General features: G+C 45.9%; 18 protein-coding genes and 1 tRNA gene. 3 read left to right on the forward strand and 16 right to left on the reverse strand.

The window, feature by feature from the left end; translation table 11 throughout:
* Positions 1–250 precede the first annotated feature (250 nt).
* Positions 251–2281, forward strand: coding sequence for an AMP-dependent synthetase/ligase (locus tag HMPREF2909_RS05220; RefSeq protein ID WP_071415474.1), 2031 nt, complete (start codon positions 251–253; stop codon positions 2279–2281).
* Between the two features lie 933 nt (positions 2282–3214).
* On the opposite strand, the gene HMPREF2909_RS05225 is transcribed toward HMPREF2909_RS05220, so the two are convergent.
* The 8 genes from HMPREF2909_RS05225 to HMPREF2909_RS05260 form a co-directional block, all read right to left on the reverse strand.
* Entirely contained in the window at positions 3215–4222 is a 1008-nt protein-coding gene (locus HMPREF2909_RS05225; RefSeq protein ID WP_071415475.1) for a Gfo/Idh/MocA family protein, read from the reverse strand.
* Positions 4223–4314: 92 nt separating this feature from the next.
* On the reverse strand, positions 4315–5268 hold the full coding sequence (era, locus tag HMPREF2909_RS05230) for a GTPase Era (protein WP_071415476.1): 954 nt from the start codon (positions 5266–5268) through the stop codon (positions 4315–4317).
* A gap of 221 nt (positions 5269–5489) precedes the next feature.
* Entirely contained in the window at positions 5490–6884 is a 1395-nt protein-coding gene (locus tag HMPREF2909_RS05235; protein ID WP_071415477.1) for a hemolysin family protein, read from the reverse strand.
* Positions 6884–7387: an rRNA maturation RNase YbeY gene (ybeY, locus tag HMPREF2909_RS05240; RefSeq protein WP_071415478.1), complete on the reverse strand. Its 504-nt coding sequence runs from the start codon at positions 7385–7387 to the stop codon at positions 6884–6886. Before ybeY ends, HMPREF2909_RS05235 begins: the two co-directional genes overlap by 1 nt.
* A 19-nt stretch (positions 7388–7406) precedes the next feature.
* Complete coding sequence (locus HMPREF2909_RS05245; RefSeq protein WP_022857365.1) at positions 7407–8534, reverse strand: PhoH family protein; 1128 nt, start codon at positions 8532–8534, stop codon at positions 7407–7409.
* 3 nt (positions 8535–8537) lie between these two features.
* The gene (locus tag HMPREF2909_RS05250; RefSeq protein WP_071415479.1) at positions 8538–8879 is read right to left on the reverse strand and encodes a histidine triad nucleotide-binding protein; all 342 of its coding nucleotides are present in this window, start codon (positions 8877–8879) and stop codon (positions 8538–8540) included.
* Between the two features lie 59 nt (positions 8880–8938).
* The gene (locus HMPREF2909_RS05255; RefSeq protein ID WP_022857366.1) at positions 8939–9718 is read right to left on the reverse strand and encodes a 16S rRNA (uracil(1498)-N(3))-methyltransferase; all 780 of its coding nucleotides are present in this window, start codon (positions 9716–9718) and stop codon (positions 8939–8941) included.
* Between the two features lies 1 nt (position 9719).
* A complete protein-coding gene (locus HMPREF2909_RS05260) occupies positions 9720–10646 on the reverse strand; it encodes a DMT family transporter (RefSeq protein WP_071415480.1) in 927 nt (308 codons plus the stop codon).
* Positions 10647–10879: 233 nt separating this feature from the next.
* Between HMPREF2909_RS05260 and HMPREF2909_RS05265 the strand changes: the two genes are divergently transcribed.
* Together HMPREF2909_RS05265 and HMPREF2909_RS05270 are read left to right on the forward strand one after the other, a co-directional pair.
* Positions 10880–10967, forward strand: a tRNA-Leu gene (locus HMPREF2909_RS05265).
* Positions 10968–11603: 636 nt separating this feature from the next.
* The gene (locus tag HMPREF2909_RS05270; protein ID WP_022856245.1) at positions 11604–12464 is read left to right on the forward strand and encodes a TrmH family RNA methyltransferase; all 861 of its coding nucleotides are present in this window, start codon (positions 11604–11606) and stop codon (positions 12462–12464) included.
* 42 nt (positions 12465–12506) lie between these two features.
* Here HMPREF2909_RS05270 and HMPREF2909_RS05275 read toward each other — a convergent pair whose 3' ends face one another.
* From HMPREF2909_RS05275 to HMPREF2909_RS05310, 8 genes are all read right to left on the reverse strand, one after another.
* The gene (locus tag HMPREF2909_RS05275; RefSeq protein WP_071415481.1) at positions 12507–13832 is read right to left on the reverse strand and encodes a uracil-xanthine permease family protein; all 1326 of its coding nucleotides are present in this window, start codon (positions 13830–13832) and stop codon (positions 12507–12509) included.
* Positions 13833–13957: 125 nt separating this feature from the next.
* The gene (locus tag HMPREF2909_RS05280; protein WP_021618319.1) at positions 13958–14521 is read right to left on the reverse strand and encodes a metal-sulfur cluster assembly factor; all 564 of its coding nucleotides are present in this window, start codon (positions 14519–14521) and stop codon (positions 13958–13960) included.
* 20 nt (positions 14522–14541) lie between these two features.
* A complete protein-coding gene (gene sufU, locus HMPREF2909_RS05285) occupies positions 14542–15114 on the reverse strand; it encodes a Fe-S cluster assembly sulfur transfer protein SufU (RefSeq protein WP_071415482.1) in 573 nt (190 codons plus the stop codon).
* A gap of 12 nt (positions 15115–15126) precedes the next feature.
* Positions 15127–16395 carry a SufS family cysteine desulfurase gene (locus HMPREF2909_RS05290; protein ID WP_071415483.1) on the reverse strand — a complete coding sequence of 423 codons (1269 nt, stop codon included), beginning with the start codon at positions 16393–16395 and terminating at the stop codon, positions 15127–15129.
* Positions 16396–16487: 92 nt separating this feature from the next.
* Positions 16488–17264, reverse strand: coding sequence for a Fe-S cluster assembly ATPase SufC (gene sufC / locus HMPREF2909_RS05295; RefSeq protein WP_049227475.1), 777 nt, complete (start codon positions 17262–17264; stop codon positions 16488–16490).
* 2 nt (positions 17265–17266) lie between these two features.
* Entirely contained in the window at positions 17267–18451 is a 1185-nt protein-coding gene (gene sufD / locus HMPREF2909_RS05300) for a Fe-S cluster assembly protein SufD (RefSeq protein WP_071415484.1), read from the reverse strand.
* Positions 18451–19905 (reverse strand): Fe-S cluster assembly protein SufB, encoded by a 1455-nt coding sequence (gene sufB / locus HMPREF2909_RS05305; protein ID WP_021618314.1) that lies wholly within the window; start codon positions 19903–19905, stop codon positions 18451–18453. The genes sufD and sufB overlap by 1 nt, the downstream gene beginning before the upstream one ends.
* 166 nt (positions 19906–20071) lie before the next feature.
* Complete coding sequence (locus tag HMPREF2909_RS05310; protein WP_071415485.1) at positions 20072–21733, reverse strand: CTP synthase; 1662 nt, start codon at positions 21731–21733, stop codon at positions 20072–20074.
* Between the last annotated feature and the right edge of the window lie 412 nt (positions 21734–22145).

A 22145-nucleotide genomic window follows, 5' to 3' on the forward strand; every position in this document is an offset into this window, starting at 1 on the left:
ATCCCTATCCGTTCCTACTCAGTCTTCCTGCCTGTGCACGCTTTCTACCCCGCTATCTATTCATGCCCGTTCCTCTCTGGCACTTCTCTATATCTTCCCTGTCGCCTCCCTATCCCCCTCTATGCCCTTCTCTTTTCACTCCACGCACACCTATCCACTCCACGCCGTAAAATATGGGAATTGTATATGGCGTATTCAATAAAGCGAATACATGCCCACACTTACAGAGGCGATTGCAGAGAGGTAGCTCATGAGCGTTCTGAACACAGTATCCGCAGCATTTAATCGAACAGTGGAAAGCGTAAAATCCACTGTGAAATCCGTTGCTTCTCCATCGGACTCCGACCAATTCGTGACTTTCGGTGCACCAACTGCTTTCGATAAGTCTGCTTTTGGCGATCCACGCATTATGAACTGGTCGTCTCCAGAATTTCCTACAACAACCTATATCGACCCTGAATCTGGCTTGCTGACCACTTCTACAGAAGGTGTGCGCGAAACTCCAGAGAATATGTCTGTGTACCACTTGTATGAACAGCGTGCACACGATATGGGTAACGAGGTTATGTACACCTTTAAGGTCAACGGTGAATGGGTTGACCGTACTGCTAACCAAGTTTTAGCAGATATTCGTAATGCTGCTAAAGGTTTGCTCAAGCGTGGTTTGAAGAAGGGCGATGCTGTTGCCTTTATGTGTCAGACCAGCTATGAGTGGGATATTTTTGATACCGCTGTTTTAGCTGTGGGCGGTGTGCTCGCTACGATTTATGACACTGATTCGGCTGAACAAATCCGCACTATCGTCAATAATTCAGACGCTGTGCTGCTCATGACCCAGACAAAGGATATGTACAAGAAGGCTGAGGGCGCAATGAACGACTGCCCTACCCTCAAGTACATTGGCTGCATCGAAAACGGTGCTCTCGAAGAGCTGCAGGCATATGGTCATTCCATTTCCGATGAGGAGCTGGACGAACGCATCGCCTCTATTCATAAAGACGATTTGTGCTCCATCGTTTATACCTCTGGCTCTACGTCCGCTCCTAAGGGCGTGGAAATGACGCACGCCAATTATCTTGCTTTTGCTCTGAATCTGCGTGCTTTCATTCCAGATTTGTTAGAGAACGATACTCATACTGTGCTTCTCTTCCTGCCACAGGCGCATAGTTTCGCTCGTGCTATTAACTACGGTGTGGTAAATTCACGCATTCGCATTTATATTGCCACCGGCATTAAGACCTTGTTGCAAGATTTAGCTGTAGCTCGTCCAACAGTTATGATTGCTGTTCCTCGTGTTTTCGAAAAGGTCTACAACGCTGCCTCTCAGAAGGCAGGTCGCGGCGTTAAGGGACACGTATTTAACGCCGCAGCTAACGCTGCGCGTGACTACATGAATCAGATTTCTGAATCTGGTCATGCTAGTGCTTTGGCTACCGCTCGTCGTGCCAGCTTCGACCCAATTGTCTACTCTTCCCTGCGTCAGGCTTTGGGCGGCCGCGCTAAGTGGCTGGTGTGCGGCGGTGCGCCTTTGGATCCGCAATTACTCTCCTTCTTCCGTGGTGCTGGTCTTCCAGTTTATGAAGGCTACGGCATGACTGAAACTACTGCTCCATGCGCTTTCACTCCGTTAAGCGTTCCGTTCCACGCTGGTTCTGTGGGTATTGCTTTCCCAGGCTTCACTCTTCGTTTAGCTGAAGACGGTGAGATTCAAGTGAAGGGTGCTGGCTGCTTTAAGGCTTACCATAAGAACGAGGAAGCTACTGCTTCTTCCTTTACTGAGGATGGATGGATTGCGTCAGGCGATTTAGGCGCTTTAACTCCTGATGGTTTGCTGTACATTACCGGACGTAAGAAAGATTTGATTATTACTGCAGGTGGTAAGAACGTTTATCCTACACCTATTGAAGCCTCTATTAAGCGTTGCGGCATTGTTTCGCAGGCTTTGGTCTTGGGAGATAAACGTCCGTTTATTTCTGCACTGATTACTTTAGATGAAGAAGCAACACGTGTATGGATGGCTCAGGAAGGGCTTGATACTTCTTTGACGATGGAAGAGATTGCCAATAATGCGGCTGTGCGCGGTGAAATTCAAAAATATGTGAACGAGGCAAATGAAGGCGTTTCGCGCGCTGAATCTGTACGTAAGTTTATTGTTTTGCCAGAAGACTTTACACAGGATAATGGTTTGCTTACTGCTTCAATGAAAGTGATTCGTCCGAAGGTTTTGGCTCATTATCAAAATCTTCTTGATACGCAGATGTATAAGCCTCGCAAGAAGTAACTGCCAGCTATAAAATTGATAACTCCCGTTTCTTGTTCAATATAAATTGTTCGAGGAACGGGAGATTTATATGTACTGGATGTGTGTGGAAGAAACACAATTGTAAACATATCGATAGTTCCCAAGACAAGTTGAAGACAATGGATTCAATAGATTGTAGCTCGATTTTGTAGGTAGCAGGTGCGTGGAAGTTGTGAGCGTGACTCGCTGACAATGTGTACGCTCGAAAAACGTTCTCAATTCTCGCTCATGAGTACGTAGAAGTTGTTAGCGTCAAGCTCTAACAACGTTCGCGTTCACTTTTAAGGGTGGTTGAAGTCCTCATTTGTGTGTGAATCGTGAAGTGCTAGAGTAAGACATGATTCACGCACATGGTGAAACGATACACCAAGTCACGTTTCACGAACCGCTCAAGCTCCCATCTGCGTCAAGAATAAGTAAACAAACAAAAACTCGGATACAATCCAAGAACACGATACGCTGTTCCACAACGAACTGCCCTGTTGTATGTTATTTTGTTCATATTCACAAAAAGCGAGTACGCTACGAGGTATGCGTATATTCCAGACAGGAACAGGCGCTGGGTCTCCAGGGGGGGGAAAAAAATGAAAAGAAAAAATTGGCAAGGTCTAGAATACGTTATGCTAGGTCAGCTGATTGTAGGAGCATGTCTACAGGTTTATCTCGTCATAAGCTCTTCCCATTTACCATGGTCATATTTATTAGCTGGTTTCCTTCTCACAGTAGGAACCTTTGGTACTCTTCTTGGTCTTGGAATGAGTCATGGTTTTAATAAAATAATTACCTACATATTAGCTGGTCTAGCTGCAATAATCATATGTATTGTGTGCATATTAATGTATTAATTTAATTGTGGTGGTTCACTCTTAAGAATGAACCACCACAACTTTATTGGTATAGTAACTCAGTTGCTTACTTTTCGAATGGATAAGTCATTCCCCACTCGCCCCGAATCTGATCCATGATATTCACCATGCGCAAACTCTCAGCATGTGGCATCGCTTCCGGTTCAATCTCTGCGCGACCAATAGCCTCAATCATAGCGTCAACCTCATACTCAAAACCAGTGAGTTGCTCCGGAATTTCAGGATGATCAAGCACCTCATAAGCCTTGTTCATCACCACAATATCTGAAGGATTATTCACGTTCTCCACGCGAATAATTCCCCTCGTTCCACGAATAAAACCGCAGCGGTCTCCTACCTCCCAGTAAGAAGAAGTCATATCGGCCATCGCCTTATTATCAAACCATAAAGTAGTCTGTGAGACCTCATCCATACCTTGATCCGATAAACGTGCCGAAGTAACCAATTTCTCTACCTGAGCAGGCATAAACATGCTAATGAAGTTCAACGGATAAATACCAACGTCGAGCAAAGCACCGCCAGCCAACTCAGGATTCGTCATGCGTTCTTTCGTCATCATCGGATACGAAAGATTTGCACTCATCGAGGTAATATCACCAATAACACCAGAATCAAGAATATTCTGAATAATACCACGCGAAGGCACATAACGAGTCCAAATAGCCTCAGCACAGGTCAGCCCTGTCTCTTGTGACTTAGCAATCACTTCACGTGCTTCACGAGCATTCACAGTAAAAGGCTTCTCAATCAGCACATGCTTACCAGCGTCCATACATGTAATAGCTTGCTCAGCATGGAAACGGTGAGGTGTGGCGATATAAACTACGTCTACGTCTGCATCGGCAAGCATCTCACTGTACGAACCGTAGGCAACTTCGACGCCGTATTCATCTGCAAAAGCCTGCGCACGTTCGAGTGAGTCGCGCGTAGCCACTGCATACAGTTTTACGCGGCCGAACCATCGCTCATCTTTTTCCATCATCTTTACAGTTGTAGCCATTTTTGTAGCGATCTTACCCGCACCTAAAATAGCGATATTCGTTGTGAACGTCACTGTCCTATCCTCTCGGTAGTACTGTACTTTCTTACGGCGCTAAACGTCTCCTCAAGGCGTCCCCTCAAAAAACCTAAAATCTAAAATGCAAACTAACCGTTAAAGCCCAAACGCTCCAACTTCTTCGGATCGCTCTGCCAGTCTTTCGCAATCTTCACATGCAAAGTTAACGTGGACTTCATACCCACAATACGGTTAATCGGCGTGCGCAGTTTTTTCTTCACACGCACAAGGTTTTCCGCGCCCTTGCCCAAAATAATCGGTTTCTGGCTGCTGCGTTCAATATAAATCGAAGAATATACCTGAGCACGACCGTCTCCATCAGAATCATCGTTATCAGCAGGATACACAATATCGTCCACAGTTACAGCCAAAGAATGAGGAAGCTCATCGTCTAACTGTTCAAGGAAAACGCCACGGATAAGCTCAGCAATAGTATCCTGTGCAGTTTCCTCACTCTTCTGCTCAGTTGGATACATTTGCGGACCTTCCGGCATCTGCTGAGCAAAAACAGCACGAACCTCATCCACATTGTCATATTCGCGAGCAGACACAGGCACGATCTCGGTGAAGTTTCCGAACTGATCCATTTCAATAAGCTTTTCCACTAATTCGGAACGGTTCAAGCCGTCAATCTTAGTCAGCACGCCAATGACTGGCTTCGTCCATTGCCACTGACCGTTCTCATCTTTGCGCGAGAATACTGAGCGCAGACGCGATAGAATGCGCTTATCTCCCGAACCAATCTCCTGATCTGCAGGAAGCAAGAAAGCAATTGCATCAGCATCTGAGAGCGACTCATCAACCATATCGTTCAAACGCTGTCCCAACAAAGTGCGCGGACGGTGAATACCCGGCGTATCCACCAGCACAATCTGATACTCATCTGTGGTGAGGATTGCGCGAATAACTTTACGTGTCGTTTCAGGACGCGATGAGGTAATAGCAATCTGAGTTCCCATAAGAGCATTAATCAGCGTAGATTTGCCCACATTTGGACGACCTACAACAGCAATGAAACCGGAACGGTACTCAGATTCACTCATCTCTTATCCTTCACATAGTTTGCGCCTAGTTTGCGCCGTGAAGCGCTTCGTGCACTCTTACTACAGTTTTACTGCGGTTCTAATTCCTGCTGCGGTTTTACTACAGTTTTACTATATTAAAATCGCACGTACTTTAAGCGTTTATGTAAACACTTTACTCTGCGCCTGTTATTTTCTTGTGTTTGTTATGTTACTTTTGCTTATATTTTACGGTTGGTTTGTTACGCTTCTTTTGTAACGCGCTCCTGCGACGCATTATCGTCCGAGCTTGTCTCGTTCTTTTCGATTGTATCAGCCATGGTATCCGCGATACGTTGAATTTCGATGGTTGACACCTTCTTTCTTCGCCCAGCTGAATCGACAGCTTTCAACTCCAAGCCGCGTGTTTGTGCACTTGAACCGACGATTGGGACTCTTCCTAATGCTTTAGTGAGTAAACCATAGGCTGTATCTACGTCATTTTCGTCGAGGTCAATCTCGAACAGCTCCTCAATATCGGTAATAGACGTACGCGCGGGCACCCGCCACCCACCATTCTCCATGCGTTCTGGTTCGTGACGCTGCACTTTATCGTGCTCATCTTCCATCTCTCCCACAATCTGCTCGAGAGCATCTTCGATGGTGACCATACCCGCAATACCACCATATTCGTCCACAACAATAGCCACGTGCTGACGCTTTGTTTGCATGTCGTGGAAAAGATCATCCACTGGCTTGGACTCCGGAACAAGCATTGGTTCGCGCATAATCGTGTCGATTGTACGCTCTCCAGCCGCGGGATTAAATGCTGTTGCTCGCACAGCATCTTTTAAGTAGGCAATTCCCCTCAAATCATCAATAGTTTCACCTGTGACTGGCACGCGAGAAAAGCCCGATCTTGAGCAATCTTTGAGCATATCGGTGAGAGTTGTTGATTTTTCGAGAGAAAACATATCTGTTCGTGGCACCATAATTTCGCGCGTTAATGTGTCGGTAAGAATAAGCACGTTGCGCAGCATTTCAGAAATTTCCGGGTCGAACATATGTGCTTCAATCAGACGGTCGATTGTAGAACGCGCTTGCTCGTGATGGATTTGTTCGAGCTCTTCGTCATCTGAGAGAGTTGGACGTGACTGATTGCGCTCGCTACGTTCTGCAGCTACGCGCGGCATTAGATGCATAGCCCGTGCAATAAATGGTGCATAGTTAAGCAAGATTGTGACTGATTGCTGATTAGATGAGCGCGGAGAGATGAGTGCCGCAATCCCAGCGCTGATAAGGGCGAAGATTAGTCCAATAGTGATTTGCAGCCAAATACGCACGCCGAAGACGCCCGCGGCGGTGGCGATGAGCGCGCCGATGAGCACATTAGAGACGACGCGCCAAAAGGTGCAGGTGACCGCCGCACGGTGGCGATGGATGATGATGTTTTGGGCGTGGCGGATGCGCGCTAAAGTTTTCTTGCGCACAAAATCAGATTCTTCATTAGTGCGCACTTCCAAAATCAAATTATTTAAATTAGAGCGCGTCACTCGTGAAATAGCAGATTCGCTTGACGCCATAATCAGAGAAAACCATAGCAATCCCAACGAAATAACACATAAACTGACTGCAAGAATAATGGAAGTTACGCTCATTACTCGTCCTCCTGCTCAGAAAGTTCATAAGGCAAAACTTCTGTAAGAGTTCCTGGACGAGCAGCCAAGAAGGTCAATAACAGTTGACGTTGCAGACCAAACATCTCTCGCTCTTCCTCAGAAGTAGAATGATCAAATCCTGTTAAATGCAAACAACCGTGAATGGTCAGTAAGAGCAGCTCCTCAATAGTGGAATGTCCTGCACTTTGCGCTTGAACCGCCGCTACTGCCGGACACAACACAATATCGCCCAGCATTCCTTCCACGAGTTCCGTGCCGTTTCCTGGACGCAGTTCATCCATAGGGAAACTCATCACATCCGTAGGTCCCTCAAGATTCATCCATTTGAGGTGAAGCTCTTCCATGGCATCTGGTTCGTTAAAAATAATCGTTAAATCGCTATGTGTGCTCACATGCAACTGATCCATCACCCATAAACCAAGTTGTGAGAACACTTCTGGATCAATATTCCAACGACTTTCATTAAGAACATCTACGCTCATTTTGTACTTCTTGTCCTACTTATTCTGTCTTATTCTGTGTCTTGTGTTTTTGCTGTGCAGCAGTAAAGGCATCGTATGCACTCACAATACGTCCTACGAGGTTATGACGCACAACATCGTCAGAGCCGAGATGCACGAAAGCAATATCGTCAACGTCTCCCAGCACTTTTTCAATCTGTAATAATCCTGAACGATACACAGAAAAATCAACCTGTGTAACATCCCCAGTAATAACCATGCGCGTATTGAATCCCAAACGTGTTAGGAACATTTTCATCTGCTCAGGTGTGGTATTTTGTGCCTCATCTAAAATAACGTACGCATCGTTAAGCGTTCGACCGCGCATATACGCTAAAGGAGCTACTTCAATCGTATTATCAGCAATATAGCGTTGCATACGCTCGTTTCCGAGCATATCGGACAAAGCGTCATAAAGCGGACGTAAATACGGATCGACTTTCTCATTAAGCGTGCCAGGTAAGAAACCGAGATTTTCGCCTGCTTCTACGGCTGGACGGGTCAAAATAATACGTCGTATAGCGCCGTCTTCAAACGCGCGGACTGCTTTAGCTACAGCCAGATAGGTTTTACCCGTACCGGCAGGGCCAATACCGAAAGTAATGGTATGCGATTCAATAGCATTAATATAGTCAACCTGTCCAGCTGTTTTCGGGCGGATAGGGACTCCGTGAGCCATCGTAATAACGCGAGGAATATGTTGACCGCCTATTGTTGTGCGCTGGCCAGATACAGAGCTTTTTACGTTATTTTCTGTGTGCGGACGACCGATAAAGTGTGGACGTTCATCTGGGAAACGCGGAGCAGATTGCTTTATTTTGCGCTCTTTACGGTCAGCTTTCTGACTGAGTTTATTCGAAAGTAAACGCTCAACATCGTCCACACTCAGCGGGTTCGTATAAGCGGTATCAATAATATTATTGAGAAAATCTTGAGCAGCTAAAGCGTCTGCCTCAGTACGCGCAGAACTAGATACGATAGCAATAGTATTGCCACGCACTACGAAAGTAAGATCCGAATATGCTTTTTCGATAAGCCGTAATATCTGATCTTCTGGACCACATACGCTTACAGGATTAAGTTCAGCAGGAATAGTAACTGTGCGAGTAGTAGTACCTGATTGTGCCAAACTTTATTCTCCTTCTAATTTTTGACCAGTCAGCACATGAGCATGGCAGTGGAACACTGTTTGACCAGCATCTTCCCCAGAATTAAAGATCAAACGGAACTGACCGTTGTATTTTTCGTTAGCAATGCTTTGAGCTGTAGATACGATTTCAGCCAGCAAGCTTGGGTCTGCCTGAGCCACCTCGCTCACACGAGCAAAATGATTTTTAGGAACAACTAGAGCATGAACTTCTGCCTGTGGATTCAGGTCTGCGAAAGCGTATGTACGTTCGGTTTCCATAATTTTTGTGCTAGGAATTTCTCCCTGAATAATCTTGCAGAAAATGCAGTTGCTGTCGAGTGTCATTATTGCTCCTTACTTTACCCACAATGTACTGGTGTTTATTCTAGCAATATCGCACCATATTATGCGTATCGTTCCAACACACGGCTGAGCAAGGTGAGAGCTACGCTTCCTGCACTTGAAGCGCGTAAAATATTACTACCGATTACGCAGACATGAGCGCCTGCTGCAGTTAGCTGTGCTACCTCGTTGTCGCTGATGCCGCCTTCTGGTCCTACTGCAACCCAGATAGTGCATTCGGTATTCAGAGATTTGACATGTTCCTCGATGCGAGACCACGTATCTGTGGCATCTTGATGCAAAACAACCACTATATCGTCCGCTTCAGTTGCTTGTTTAGTCCACTCGACCAGCTGTTTTGTTGTTTTCATTGATTCAAGCTGCGGCAAGAGAGCTCGTCGTGACTGTTCTGTGGCGGAGACGAGAACATCTTTCCATTTACGCAATGCTTTCTCAGCCTTATTTCCCTTCCATTGCACAATAGAGCGCTGAGATTGCCATGGCATAACAGAATCAACACCGATTTCTGTAGCCATTTCAATAGCTTGTTCGTCGCGTCCTGACTTCGCTAAAGCCTGAATAAGTCCGAGCTTTACGCACGGAACTTCTATCTGGTCTATTGCCTCAATCATCACAGTTCCTGCAGCTGTGTCAGATACCCTTGCTGTAGCTACACGACCTAAGCCATCGGTTAAGCATAACTGCTCGCCTTCACCCAAGCGCATCGATTTTAATGCGTGCATGGAAATCGCGGACGGTAAGATGTACTGCTCGCCACTGTGAGTGGGAAAATCAGCAGGCTTATCGGTATCTTGACGCACAACGAACATTGGTAAAGTCATGTTAAGCCTTTCTGTGGCGTAGCGGATGTGTGAACAAGCGGGCAATATAGTGTTTCAGCGAGATCATAAGAGCTGCTATAACAATAGTAATCATGCCAACAAAATCGGCTGGATAGAAGCTAGCATGAAACATTGCTACCGTAAAAACAACAGAAGCTACTGGCTCTAATGAAGCAAGCAAACTACTTTGCACAGGCCCTGTGTAGGCAGCGCCTGTGAGGAAAAGCGTGTACGCAATAATAGTACCAATGCCGATGATGCCCAGATAACCAAGAATAATTGGACCATCCCAGATAAACTTTTCTGTCCACACGTGTGAGCCAAGGGAAAATAGACCACCACCTACAAGCATAGACATGCCAATGCTGAGAAGACTACCCCACTGCTGCACAATTTTGACGGGAAGAATAATATAAGCTGTGTAGGTGAAAGAGGAGAAAATTCCCCAGAACAAACCCTTTGGGTTAATAGCCAAAGAGTTAAGCTCACCGTGCGTGGCGAGTAAATACGTGCCACTCATAGCCAGAATTACAGCCAAGATTTCGAGGAGTGCTGGCGGAATGCGGTTTTTAAAGCAGGTGTATGCCAAAACGGTAACGGGTGTGAGATACTGCAGAACTGTTGCTGTTCCAGCGTTCGTGTAGTGGATGGCCTGCAAATAGGCGAATTGATTGGCAACGATACCGAAAATCGCGAACAGCAGCATGTCTTTGAGGAATGCAGGTGTTCGCATTGCTTGAACAATACTTTTCGGGTTACACAAAGCAACGATAGCAACAAGTACTGCGCCTGCAATAACGAGGCGCAGGGAGGTTACCGCGTTTACTGAAATACCGCGTTGTAGTAAATATTGACCACTGACTCCAGAAATGCCCCACGCGATGCTAGCTGTAAGAACCATTGCGCTACCGACGATTTTTGGCAACATTGGTATCCTCCGATTTTTGTATTTTCGCTCATCCTTCGCGAACCAGCCTCAAGTATATGAGGGTGTATCTATATGTTCGAGCTATTTCTTAAATGCGGCGTTTCGCCTGATTTTTCAATGCATTTGCCCTGCTGGTAGACTCTCAGAATGTATATTCGACACGCCAATATGCATAGTCTGAAACTCTGTGGTATTCTTTCTAACTGTTGCTTAATGCACTTGCGTAAAGTACTGTCCGGGTGGCGGAATGGTAGACGCGCTAGCTTGAGGTGCTAGTGCCCATTTTATACGGGCGTGCGGGTTCAAGTCCCGCTCCGGACACAATTTCAAGGATACATTCACGGTGTGTCCTTTTCTTTTTTCCCTAGTTAGTCTGGTTGATAAGCCTGATTTGGTTCTTCAGTTTTTAGCGGGGGTTGTGTAGGTTGCAGGTGCGTGGAAGTTGTGAGCGCACAACACTAACAATGCTCGCGGTCATCGTTGAGAGTGTTTTCGGTCTTCGTGCTATGCGTGAATCATGGACTGCTCTAGAGCAAGTCATGTTTCACGCTACGTTTTACCCCTGTTAGCATGATTAGAATACTCGTGGTTCATGGAACGCTCTACCAAGTCACGCTTCATGAACCACCCAAAGACTCCTACACACCGCAATAATAACCAAATAAGCCAAACCAAAACCCCACGAAAACCCCAAAAGACAGATTAAACCACGTCTTCTAAGAATATTTATTTGCTCAGGAATTGACATGAACAGTTTATGCAACTGACGCATCATCTCCCCTTATTCACAAAGGGCTACAACATAATGTGTAGCCCTTTGTGAATCGAACAATGTCCGACTTCATCACATGCAAAAGCGTATCAAAAATATTCGTTCAAAAAGAAATTAATCTTTGATGAGTATCACGGGTTGTACCTTTTCCAGCATCCTCCCCTCCTCACGCTACCATCAAAACCATGCAGATAATCCATGTTGACAGCCTAGAAGATAAGCGTTTACACGCCTACATCAATTTAACCGAAGTTCAGCTGCGTAATCGTTTAGAGCCAGATGAGGGTATTTTTATTGCAGAAAGTCCTAAAGTTATTGATCGAGCTTTAGCAGCCGACCGCGAGCCGCTTTCCTTCCTTGTCGAGGAGGCATGGCTCGAAGGCATGCGTTCAACTTTTGAGCTAGTCGATGCTCGCTGGGGCATGAATATTCCCGTTTTTGTGGCTTCTGAAGCTTTACTTAAACAATTGACTGGCTACCGTTTACACCGTGGCGCTATGTGTGCGATGCGTCGCTGGGAGTTGCCAAGTGTTTCTGATATTTGTGCGCATGCTCGGCGAGTAGCTGTTATGGAAAATATTGTTGACTTTACAAATGTTGGTGCTCTCATGCGTTCAGCAGCTGCTTTAGGTGTTGATGCTGTGCTCGCTACCCCATCATGTTTAGATCCGTTATATAGGCGTGCTATCCGGGTATCTATGGGAACTGTTTTTCAAGTTCCTTGGACGCGCATTGGCGGAGATAATCGTAAGAATTGGCCAAATCCCTCTATTGAGGAGCTTAAAGATTTAGATTTTACTACTGTTGCTATGGCTTTGACCGATGATTCTATAAGCATGCAAGAATTATCTGCACGTATACATAGCGCGCCTGAAGATCCGCAACATATTGAAAAAGTTGCTTTGATTTTTGGTACTGAAGGTGACGGATTGAGCCGATATACTTTAGCTGCCACAGATCTTACAGTAAAAATTCCTATGAGTCACGGTGTAGATAGTTTGAATGTAGCAGCTTCAAGTGCGGTAGCATTTTACGCAACCATGTAAAAAAATAAAGCCGAGACCTGTGCCTCGGCTTTATTCATGTCTTTAGTTTTCGTGGACGGAGTAAGGAGTATCTGGATTTTCTCCAATATAATCATCTTGGTCCACAACAGCTCCGGTGAGCTTACCGAGATTCTTCAAACCGTGGTAAACAATCAAAGCTGCAAAAGAGCCGATAGCGATACCATTGAAGCTCACGCCTTGAACTGTGAAGGTAAAGTTTGCAATACCCACAATCATGACTACTGCTGCCACCATCATGTTTACGGTCTTACCAAAGTCAACCTTGTTTTCTACCCAAATGCGCACACCGAGCATACCAATCATGCCGTAAAGCAATGTGGTTACGCCGCCAAGAACGCCGGTTGGAATTGTGTTAATAATAGCGCCAAACTTAGGGCACAAGCTCAAGATAAGAGCGAATCCTGCAGCAAACCAGTATGCCAATGTGGAATATACCTTCGTTGCTGCCATAACACCAATATTTTCTGCGTATGTTGTGGTACCGGAACCGCCACCCAAACCGGCGAGCACAGTACCCAAACCATCAGCAAACAATGAGCGACCAATCTGTGGATCATAGTCTCGACCAGTCATCAAAGACACAGACTTTACGTGACCAATATTCTCAGCAATAAGCACTAGTACTACTGGCAGGAACATAAGCAAAATGGAGAAATCAACTTCAGGAGTATGGAATTTAGGTAGACCAATCCACGCTGCTTCTTTTACCGGTTGGAAGTCAACTTGCTGACGTACAACAGCATAAATATAACCAATCAAAACGCCGAGCAAAATATTCAAGCGACCAAGCATACCCTTAAACAAAACTGCGCACAGCATAACAGCAAGCAGAGTTACGAGAGCAGTATCTGGAGCGCTCTTAAAGTTATTCCATGCTGAAGGAGCTAAATTAAAGCCAATAATCGCTACAATAGCACCATTGACCACAGGAGGCATGACTTTATCAATCCATGCAGAGCCTGCGAAGTGCACGATAGCACCAACAAGGGCTAAAGCTAAACCTGTGCATAAAATACCAAAGCTAGCTACGCCCAAACCTTTATGAGCAGTAGTTACCGCAGCAATAGGTGCTATAAAACCAAACGAGCTACCTAAATAACTAGGTAGCTTGTTGTTATTAATAAGAAGAAATAGTGCAGTCGACAATGCGGTGAAGAACAATGTTGTCGATGGATCAAAACCCGTCAAAATTGGAACGAGGAATGTTGCACCAAACATTGCAATCACATGCTGAGCGCCTACGCTCATTGTACGAATAATAGTTAAACGTTCTTCAGGCTCAATTACTTCGCCTGGAGCAATATGTTTTCCATCTCCATGGAGTTGCCATGTGAAATTCAACGACATAATCTCTCAATCTTTCTCTCAAAAAAGCGCTCCCAATCAGCTCAAGCATTATGTTATTAGCCTAAGCTCACTAGGAGCGTCTTTACTACATCGTTGAGATTTTATTGTAGCGCGAGCATGAGAATTTATGCGTATGCACGCGGTAAATTATTGAGATTAAAGCCCAGAGCGGCGAGTTGCGCTGCACCTTCTTCTGTAATCATGTCCACATTCCATGCAGGTGTCCACGTCCAATCAACACGGAATTCCTCTACTAATCCAGCAAGAACAGCAGCACATTCATCTTCAATAAGATCGGTTAATGGGCATGCTGGTGTGGTAAGCGTCATAGTTAAAATAGCTCGGCCGAGTTCATCGATTTCAATGCCATAGACTAAACCGAGATCAACAACATCCACACCCAGTTCAGGATCAGTAACCTGATGGAGAGCTTCCTTTACATCTTTAGCCGTTACCCTACCGATTTCATCAATGAATGTTAAGGTAACGCCTTTAAATTCCTCTGTGTTTTGTGCCTCAGTCATTTGGGATGCCTCCTTGACCTGAGCTTTTTTATATGATTCTTCTAGCATACCTGCTGAGGAAGGATTCTGGGCAATTTGTTGTGCAAGCTGTGAGTCATCAAAAACACGTGACACTGCATCAAGAATACTGCCCGAAGGTTGTGGAACCAGATTGTTGGCTGCCATAATCTTGTTTCTCCCTGATTTTATTGATTGATATGAGTGAGCGCTTGAGCGGCTGAATCTTTAAGACCTTCCCATCCTAAAAGAGCGCATTTAATACGCATCGGATAGCGCGATACGCCTTGAAAAACTATGGCATCGTCGAGCGATTCGATTTCTTCTTCATTTTCTAGACCTGCTCCACGTGATTCCATGAGTTTATGGAAGGTTCGGAACAATTCCATAGCCTCGTCGAGAGTTTTTCCAGCAACCAGATCATACATAATAGATAGGCTTGCTTGAGAAATAGAGCATCCTTGTCCGTCCCACATAAGTTTTTCAATGCGGATAGGTTCGTCGTTTTTTCCATTCGTAAGCTCTACCCGCACAGTTACTTCATCTCCACAGGTTGGATTGAATTGATGAGATTGTGCTGTAACGCAATACTCATGTTCTGCACTCAAAGTTGCATGTGCTACAGCATTATCTGATTTTTCTGCGTCAGCACTGGTAATGTCCGCTGCAAACTTCTGCTTACCATGAGGCGCTTTCGATGCTTCGAGAATAACCTCTTGATACATCTGTTCCAGCTCAGCATTACTCATTGACTCGAACATACAACTCCTCGTTTAGCGGTGGAAGAAACCGTATACTTCTGCAACAGCTTCTAAAAGACGGTCAATATCCTCATGCGTATTGTACACGCCTAGAGACACACGGTTAGACGCATACACGCCGAAATGACGGTGAATTGGTTGAGCACAGTGGTGTCCCACACGAATAGCAATACCGCGAGAATCAATAAACTGCCCCACATCATGAGGATGAACATCGTCAATCTCAAACGCTACTGTGCCTATGCGATCTGTTGTATCTGTTGGCCCTAAAATACGCACATGGTCAATATCTTGAATCTGCATAAGGTGTTCTACAAGCTCATGTTCATGTGCGGCTAGGTTTTCCATACCTAAGTCCATCATCCAGTTAGCAGCAACTCCTGATGCCACAACTTGAGCAACCGGCTGTGTACCCGCTTCAAATTTAGCTGGAGGAGCCATATATTGTGCCGGCTTATCTAACCATGCAAGCTCCACCATGGATCCTCCGAAATTCATCGGAGGTAGTTTTTCGAGCATCTCGCGTTTGCCATAGAGGAAACCAACACCTGTAGGTCCATACATTTTATGCGCGCTAAAAGCGGCAAAATCAACATCAAGTTCATGTACATCGATAGGAAGATGAGGAACGCTTTGGCAGGCGTCGAGTACAACTATTGCACCAACTTCATGCGCCCTACGCACAATAGCTGGAATGTCGGTGGTAGCTCCCGTCACATTCGATATATGAGTAACAGCCACTATTTTCGTATGCTCAGTAATAACACGTGCAAGAGATTCAGAAGTAGTAACAATGCGTCCTGAATCATCTAAATCAAAGAAGTCTAAACGCGCACCTGTTCTACGAGCAAGCTCTTGGAAAGGTAAAAGAACTGAATGATGTTCTGCTCGAGAAGTTACAATGCTATCTGAAGGTCCTACAGCAAAAGGTCCTATACCGTCATGACTGGCATGATCAAAAGCATTAGCAAGCATATTCAAACCAGCGGTCGCTCCCCCAGCTACAACGATTTCATCAGAACCTTCTCCATAATGCGCACCGATTAAACGTGCCACTGCGTAGCGGCCGTTTTCGTATGCATCCGTGCTCAATGATGCTAATTCGTGTGCCCCGCGGTGAACACCTGCATTAATTGTGTTGTAAAACGCGGATTCAGCATCAATAACAGCCTGAGGTTTTTGAGAAGTAGCTCCAGAATCTAAGTACACTAACGGATATCCATGCACTTCCTGTGTAAGAAGAGGGAATTGAGAACGAATAGTGTTGCTATTAAATGACATGGATAACTCCTCATAACGTACGTAAAAATAACAATACAGCTTATGACGACGTTATGAGGAACATCGCCATAAGCTGAACAGTTTCTGGGTGTTTATGCCTGAGCAGACTCGGTTGTACCTTCTGGAAGATACTTGTCGTAACCGTGCTCTTCCAAATAATCAGCCAGTTCAGGACCTGCTGTTTCTACAATATGACCATCGGTAAATACATGCACAATATCTGGCTTAATGTACTTGAGAATACGGGTGTAATGGGTCACCATCATAATGCCCAAACCTGTATTGTCCTTTGCACGGTTCACACCTTCAGACACAATGCGCAAAGCGTCCACGTCCAAACCAGAATCTGTTTCGTCTAAAATAGCGAACTTCGGCTTAAGTAGTTCAAGCTGGAGAACTTCTGCACGTTTCTTCTCGCCGCCGGAGAAGCCTTCGTTCACAGAACGAGTAGCGAACTTAGGATCCATACGAAGGTTCTTCATCGCTGCGTTAAGGTCCTTGGTCCACTGGCGAATAGCTGGTGCTTCACCATCAATAGCGGTTTTAGCAGTGCGTAAGAAGTTAGTCATTGCCACGCCTGGAACCTCTACTGGATACTGCATAGCCAGGAACAAGCCTGCCTGTGCACGCTCATCTGGAGTCATTGGCAAAATATCAACGCCATCGAGCAGAACTTCACCAGAATCTACTTCATACTTAGGATGACCAGCTAAGGTATATGCCAAAGTGGATTTACCGGAACCGTTTGGTCCCATAATAGCGTGAGTTTCGTTGGAATTAATCGTTAGGTTAACGCCTTTAAGGATCTGCTTGCGACCCTCGTTTGTCTCCACGGATGCGTGAAGATCTTTAATTTCAATAACAGACATGATTACCTTTCAAGACGGGCGTGAACAGTGTTCATTAAGTGCTCGGAAATCGCTGGAATATCGATTTGTTCAATCAATTCGTTGAAGAAGCCCGCAACCACAAGTTTTTGTGCTTCTTTCTCTGGAATACCGCGGCTCATCAGGTAGAACAGCTCTTCATCATCAAAACGTCCTACCGAGCTGGCATGTCCAGCGCCCACAATATTTCCATTTTCAATTTCCAAATTTGGTTCCGAATCTGCAATAGCGCCCGGCACTAAAATCAAGTTTCTGTTTAACTCGTAGGAATCTGTTCCTGGAGCAGTTGGCTCAATCAAAGCATTACCCACCCACGTGGAGTGTGCATCCTTGCCTGACAAAGCTCCCTTATAAATAACGCGAGACTTGCATTCAGGATGGTTATGTACCACCATAGTGCGATGCTCAATATGCTCACCAGATTCAGAGAAGTAGATGCCAAGCATGGTTAAATCACCTTGCTCACCACCGAAATCCTGATCCATACGAATGCGAACCACATCACCGCCGAGGGTAACAGCACTGTGACGCAAGGTAGCAGCTTTACCCACATGAATACGATGATTACCCACATGCTTAGACTTATCAGACCATTCATGAATAAATGTGGTTGATACTTCAGAGAAATCACCAGTAGAAATCTCCACACCCTCAGCGATGTGTGCATCACCAAAGTGCTCCACAACCACGTCAGCATGCACATTGGCAGCCGTGGTAATCACCAAGTGGAAGCTATCGAGATCGAAGCTGGAGCTCGTAATCTTAAGCAGAACTGGAACAGCAGTATCTTCGGCAACATGCAGGTGCACGGCGCTCTCGCCACTGTTCCACTCAACTGCAGAAACGCGGTCGTTTGGCTTCGACACGCTACCGGCTGGAGCCTGGCTCTTACTAATTGTTTCGAGCGTTACGCCTGCTGGCGCGGCCGAACCATCAATCGAGCTAAGCTCATAGCGCAACTGACCTGCAGGTTCGAAAACCTCAGCAAACTCAGCGATGCGCTCGACTGGGGTAAAACGCCAATCTTCCTGCTTGCGCGTTGGCACAGCAAAATCAACAATCTCAAAAGAGCGAGGGTTGCGGTCTGCGCTCGACGGCATTGCTGCAGGAATCGCATACGGATTATTGGGGTCTGCAACAGGAATCTGAATTTCTTTACGTGTGGCCACTATCCCACCGATCCTTCCATCTGCAGCTCGACCAAACGGTTCAGCTCCAAAGCGTATTCCATAGGAAGCTCACGCGAAATTGGTTCGACGAAGCCGCGCACAATCATGCCCATAGCTTCTTTTTCTTCGATACCGCGACTCATTAAGTAGAACAGCTGATCTTCGGATACCTTCGACACGGTTGCTTCGTGCGCCATCGACACATCGTCTTCGCGCACATCCACGTGTGGATAGGTGTCGGAACGAGAGAAATCGTCTACGAGCAAAGCATCGCACACAACGTTGGAGCTCGAACCTTCGGCGCCCTTCACAATCTTGACCAAACCACGATAAGCAGAGCGACCACCGCCGCGCGAAATAGACTTCGCAACAATCGTGGAACTGGTATGAGGTGCCAGGTGAATCATCTTCGCACCTGTATCTTGGTACTGTCCCTTACCAGCAAAGCCCAAAGACATGGTTTCTGCTTTGGCATAAGGTTCTGCCAAAATACATGCCGGATACTTCATGGTGGCTTTGGAACCAATATTTCCATCCACCCATTCCATGGTGCCTCCTTCGCGCACGTACGCACGCTGGGTAACCAGGTTGTACACGTTATTCGACCAGTTCTGCACCGTGGTGTAGCGCACGCGAGCATGCTTTTCTACAATAATTTCCACGATGGCAGCATGCAACGAATCCTCAGAATAGATAGGAGCCGTACAGCCTTCTACATAATGCACGTAGGAGCCTTCGTCGGCAATAATAAGCGTGCGTTCGAACTGACCCATAGCAGGAGTATTAATACGGAAGTACGCCTGCAGAGGAATTTCTACATGCACACCCTTTGGCACGTATACGAAGGAACCACCCGACCATGCTGCGGTATTCAACGCGCCAAACTTATTGTCTTCTGGAGAAACAACCGTACCGAAATACTTCTTTACGAGGTCTGGGTATTCGCGCACTGCCGTATCGGTATCGACGAAAATAACGCCCTGGGCAGCCAAATCGTCGCGAATGGAGTTGTAGATAACTTCTGATTCGTACTGTGCTGCCACGCCAGAGACCAGACGATTCTTTTCTGCTTCTGGAATACCTAAACGATCGTATGTGGTGCGGATATCGTCGGGAAGTTCTTCCCAGCTCTTCGCCTGCTTTTCAATAGGCTTCACATAGTACTTAAAATCGTCGGCATCAAAACCAGATAAGTCGACTCCCCAATCTGGCATTGGCTTGTCTACGAAAGCTTTATAGCCTCGCAAACGCATCTCCAGCATCCAATCAGGTTCACCCTTGTCTGCTGAAATTTCTCGAACAACGTTCTCATCAATACCCTTTTTAGCAGCTTTACCTGCTTCGTCAGAGTCATGCCAACCGTAGCTGTATTCACCAAACTGAGAAATCAGCTCGTCATCTTGCTGAAGTTTCTCTGTGTTTACACCACCGCGGGCATCGATGTATTTATTCATCTCTACATCTTCGTGAGACACGCGTCACCTCCTTAAAACATCCTCTAAGTTCCCATTGTACGGGCGTTGAGAAGTCTTTTTCTTATAAGCGAACACAAAGCGCCACAGATGTGACAATACTCACAACCGTGGCGCTTGGCTCGTTCGAACACTTAAAAACACTTAATTAAGCGTTCTTATGCTTGCGATCTACGGCAGCCTTCACCAAACCAGCGAACAGTGGGTGTGGCTTGGTTGGGCGGCTCTTAAACTCTGGGTGTGCCTGTGTACCAATATAGAATGGGTGTACATCCTGAGGAAGCTCAACGAATTCTGCAAGCTGACCGTCTGGGCTCGAACCGCAAATAGACAAGCCCGCAGCTTCGAGTTCTGGCTTAATAGCTACAGCAACCTCATAACGATGGCGGTGACGTTCGGCAACCTTCGTAGAACCGTACAGATCTGCAGCCAAAGACTTCTCCTTAAGCACTGCAGGATAGGATCCCAAACGCATGGTGTGACCCATATCTCCGTGACCGGACACAATATCTTTTTGCTCTTCCATCGTAGCAATTACTGGATGCGTGGTGCCATCTTCGAATTCCGAAGAGTTCGCATCAGCATAACCCAAAACGTTGCGGGTGTACTCAATAACCATAGACTGCATGCCCAAGCAGATACCCAGTGCAGGCAGCTTATTTTCACGCGCGTAACGCAATGCGTTAATCTTGCCTTCAATACCGCGAATACCGAAACCACCTGGAATAACAATACCGTCCAAGTTACTTAAGTAGCGCTGTGCACCCTCGTCGGTTTCGCAATTATCGGCAGAAATCCACTCAATCTTGGCACGCACATAGTTGCCGAAACCACCAGCTTTAATAGCCTCAGTAACCGATAAGTATGCATCTGGCAAATCAATGTACTTGCCAATAATACCGATGGTAATTTCGTCCTTTGGATGGTGCACGCGGTCGAGCAGGTCTCCCCATTCAGCCCAATCAACGTCGCCACACTTAAGCTCCAAATGCTCGACAACATAGGAGTCGAGACCTTCGGTGTGCAACATGGTTGGGATTTCGTAGATGCTTGGCACATCCACACAGTTGACCACTGCGTTTTCTGCCACATCGCACATCAAGGAAATCTTGTCTTTAATACCCTGGTTGAGTGGACGATCGGAACGCAAAACCAACGCATCTGGGCGAATACCCAGTTGGCGCAACATCATTACAGAATGCTGAGTTGGCTTGGTCTTGAGCTCATGAGCGGAGGCAATCCATGGTACCAAAGAGACGTGCACGAACATACAGTTTGTTGGACCAAGCTCAGTGCGTACCTCACGAGCCGCTTCCAAGAATGGCTGCGACTCAATATCGCCAACCGTGCCACCAATTTCGGTAATAATAACGTCCACATCGTCGCCAGCCTGGGAACGCATACGTTCCTTAATCTCGTTGGTAATATGTGGAATCACCTGCACGCACTGACCCAAATATTCTCCGGCGCGTTCCTTACGCAACACGTTCTGGTAAATCTGACCTGTGGTCACATTAGCACTCTGGCTTAAAGGAACATCCAAGAAACGCTCGTAGTGACCAATATCCAAATCAGTTTCCGCACCATCTTCAGTAACATATACTTCACCGTGCTGGAACGGATTCATGGTACCTGGATCTACATTGATATATGGATCCAACTTCTGCTGAAGAACGCTTAAACCACGGCTACGTAATAAGCGTCCCAATGAGGAAGCTGTAAGACCTTTACCAAGAGAAGAAACAACGCCGCCAGTGACGAAAATATGCTTTGTAATATGCTCAGAATTATTGCCATGTTCATTAACCATGGGATTTAAGTATATCAGTTTCACATGACGAATTCAAAGCCTAAAACACGCTGCAACTTTTCAGCATACTTTCATTCTCTGTTCAATAGACAATAAGTTTATATTATGCTCGTTTAGATTTTACTTTCAGCAGTAAAAAAATTTATTTAACCGCGTATTTCAACCATTCACTCTCATCATTTTTTGCTATATTGTAGAGCTTTAAGAAAACGTTCAATCGTAGTCTGTGTTGCACAACTACTCATAAAATCAACTGAATCTACGCGAGGACATACATATGCCAGAAAAATAGCAAGGAAAGTCTCTGTTACTGAGCTTTTCTATGATCTCGTTTTTGTCTACGCCGTATCTCAAATAACTGAGATTTTTGAACCTTTACGTCACCATGCCGTCACATGAATAACGGTCTTAC

This window comes from Alloscardovia sp. HMSC034E08, assembly GCF_001813415.1.
Classification (GTDB): Bacteria; Actinomycetota; Actinomycetes; order Actinomycetales; family Bifidobacteriaceae; genus Alloscardovia; species Alloscardovia omnicolens.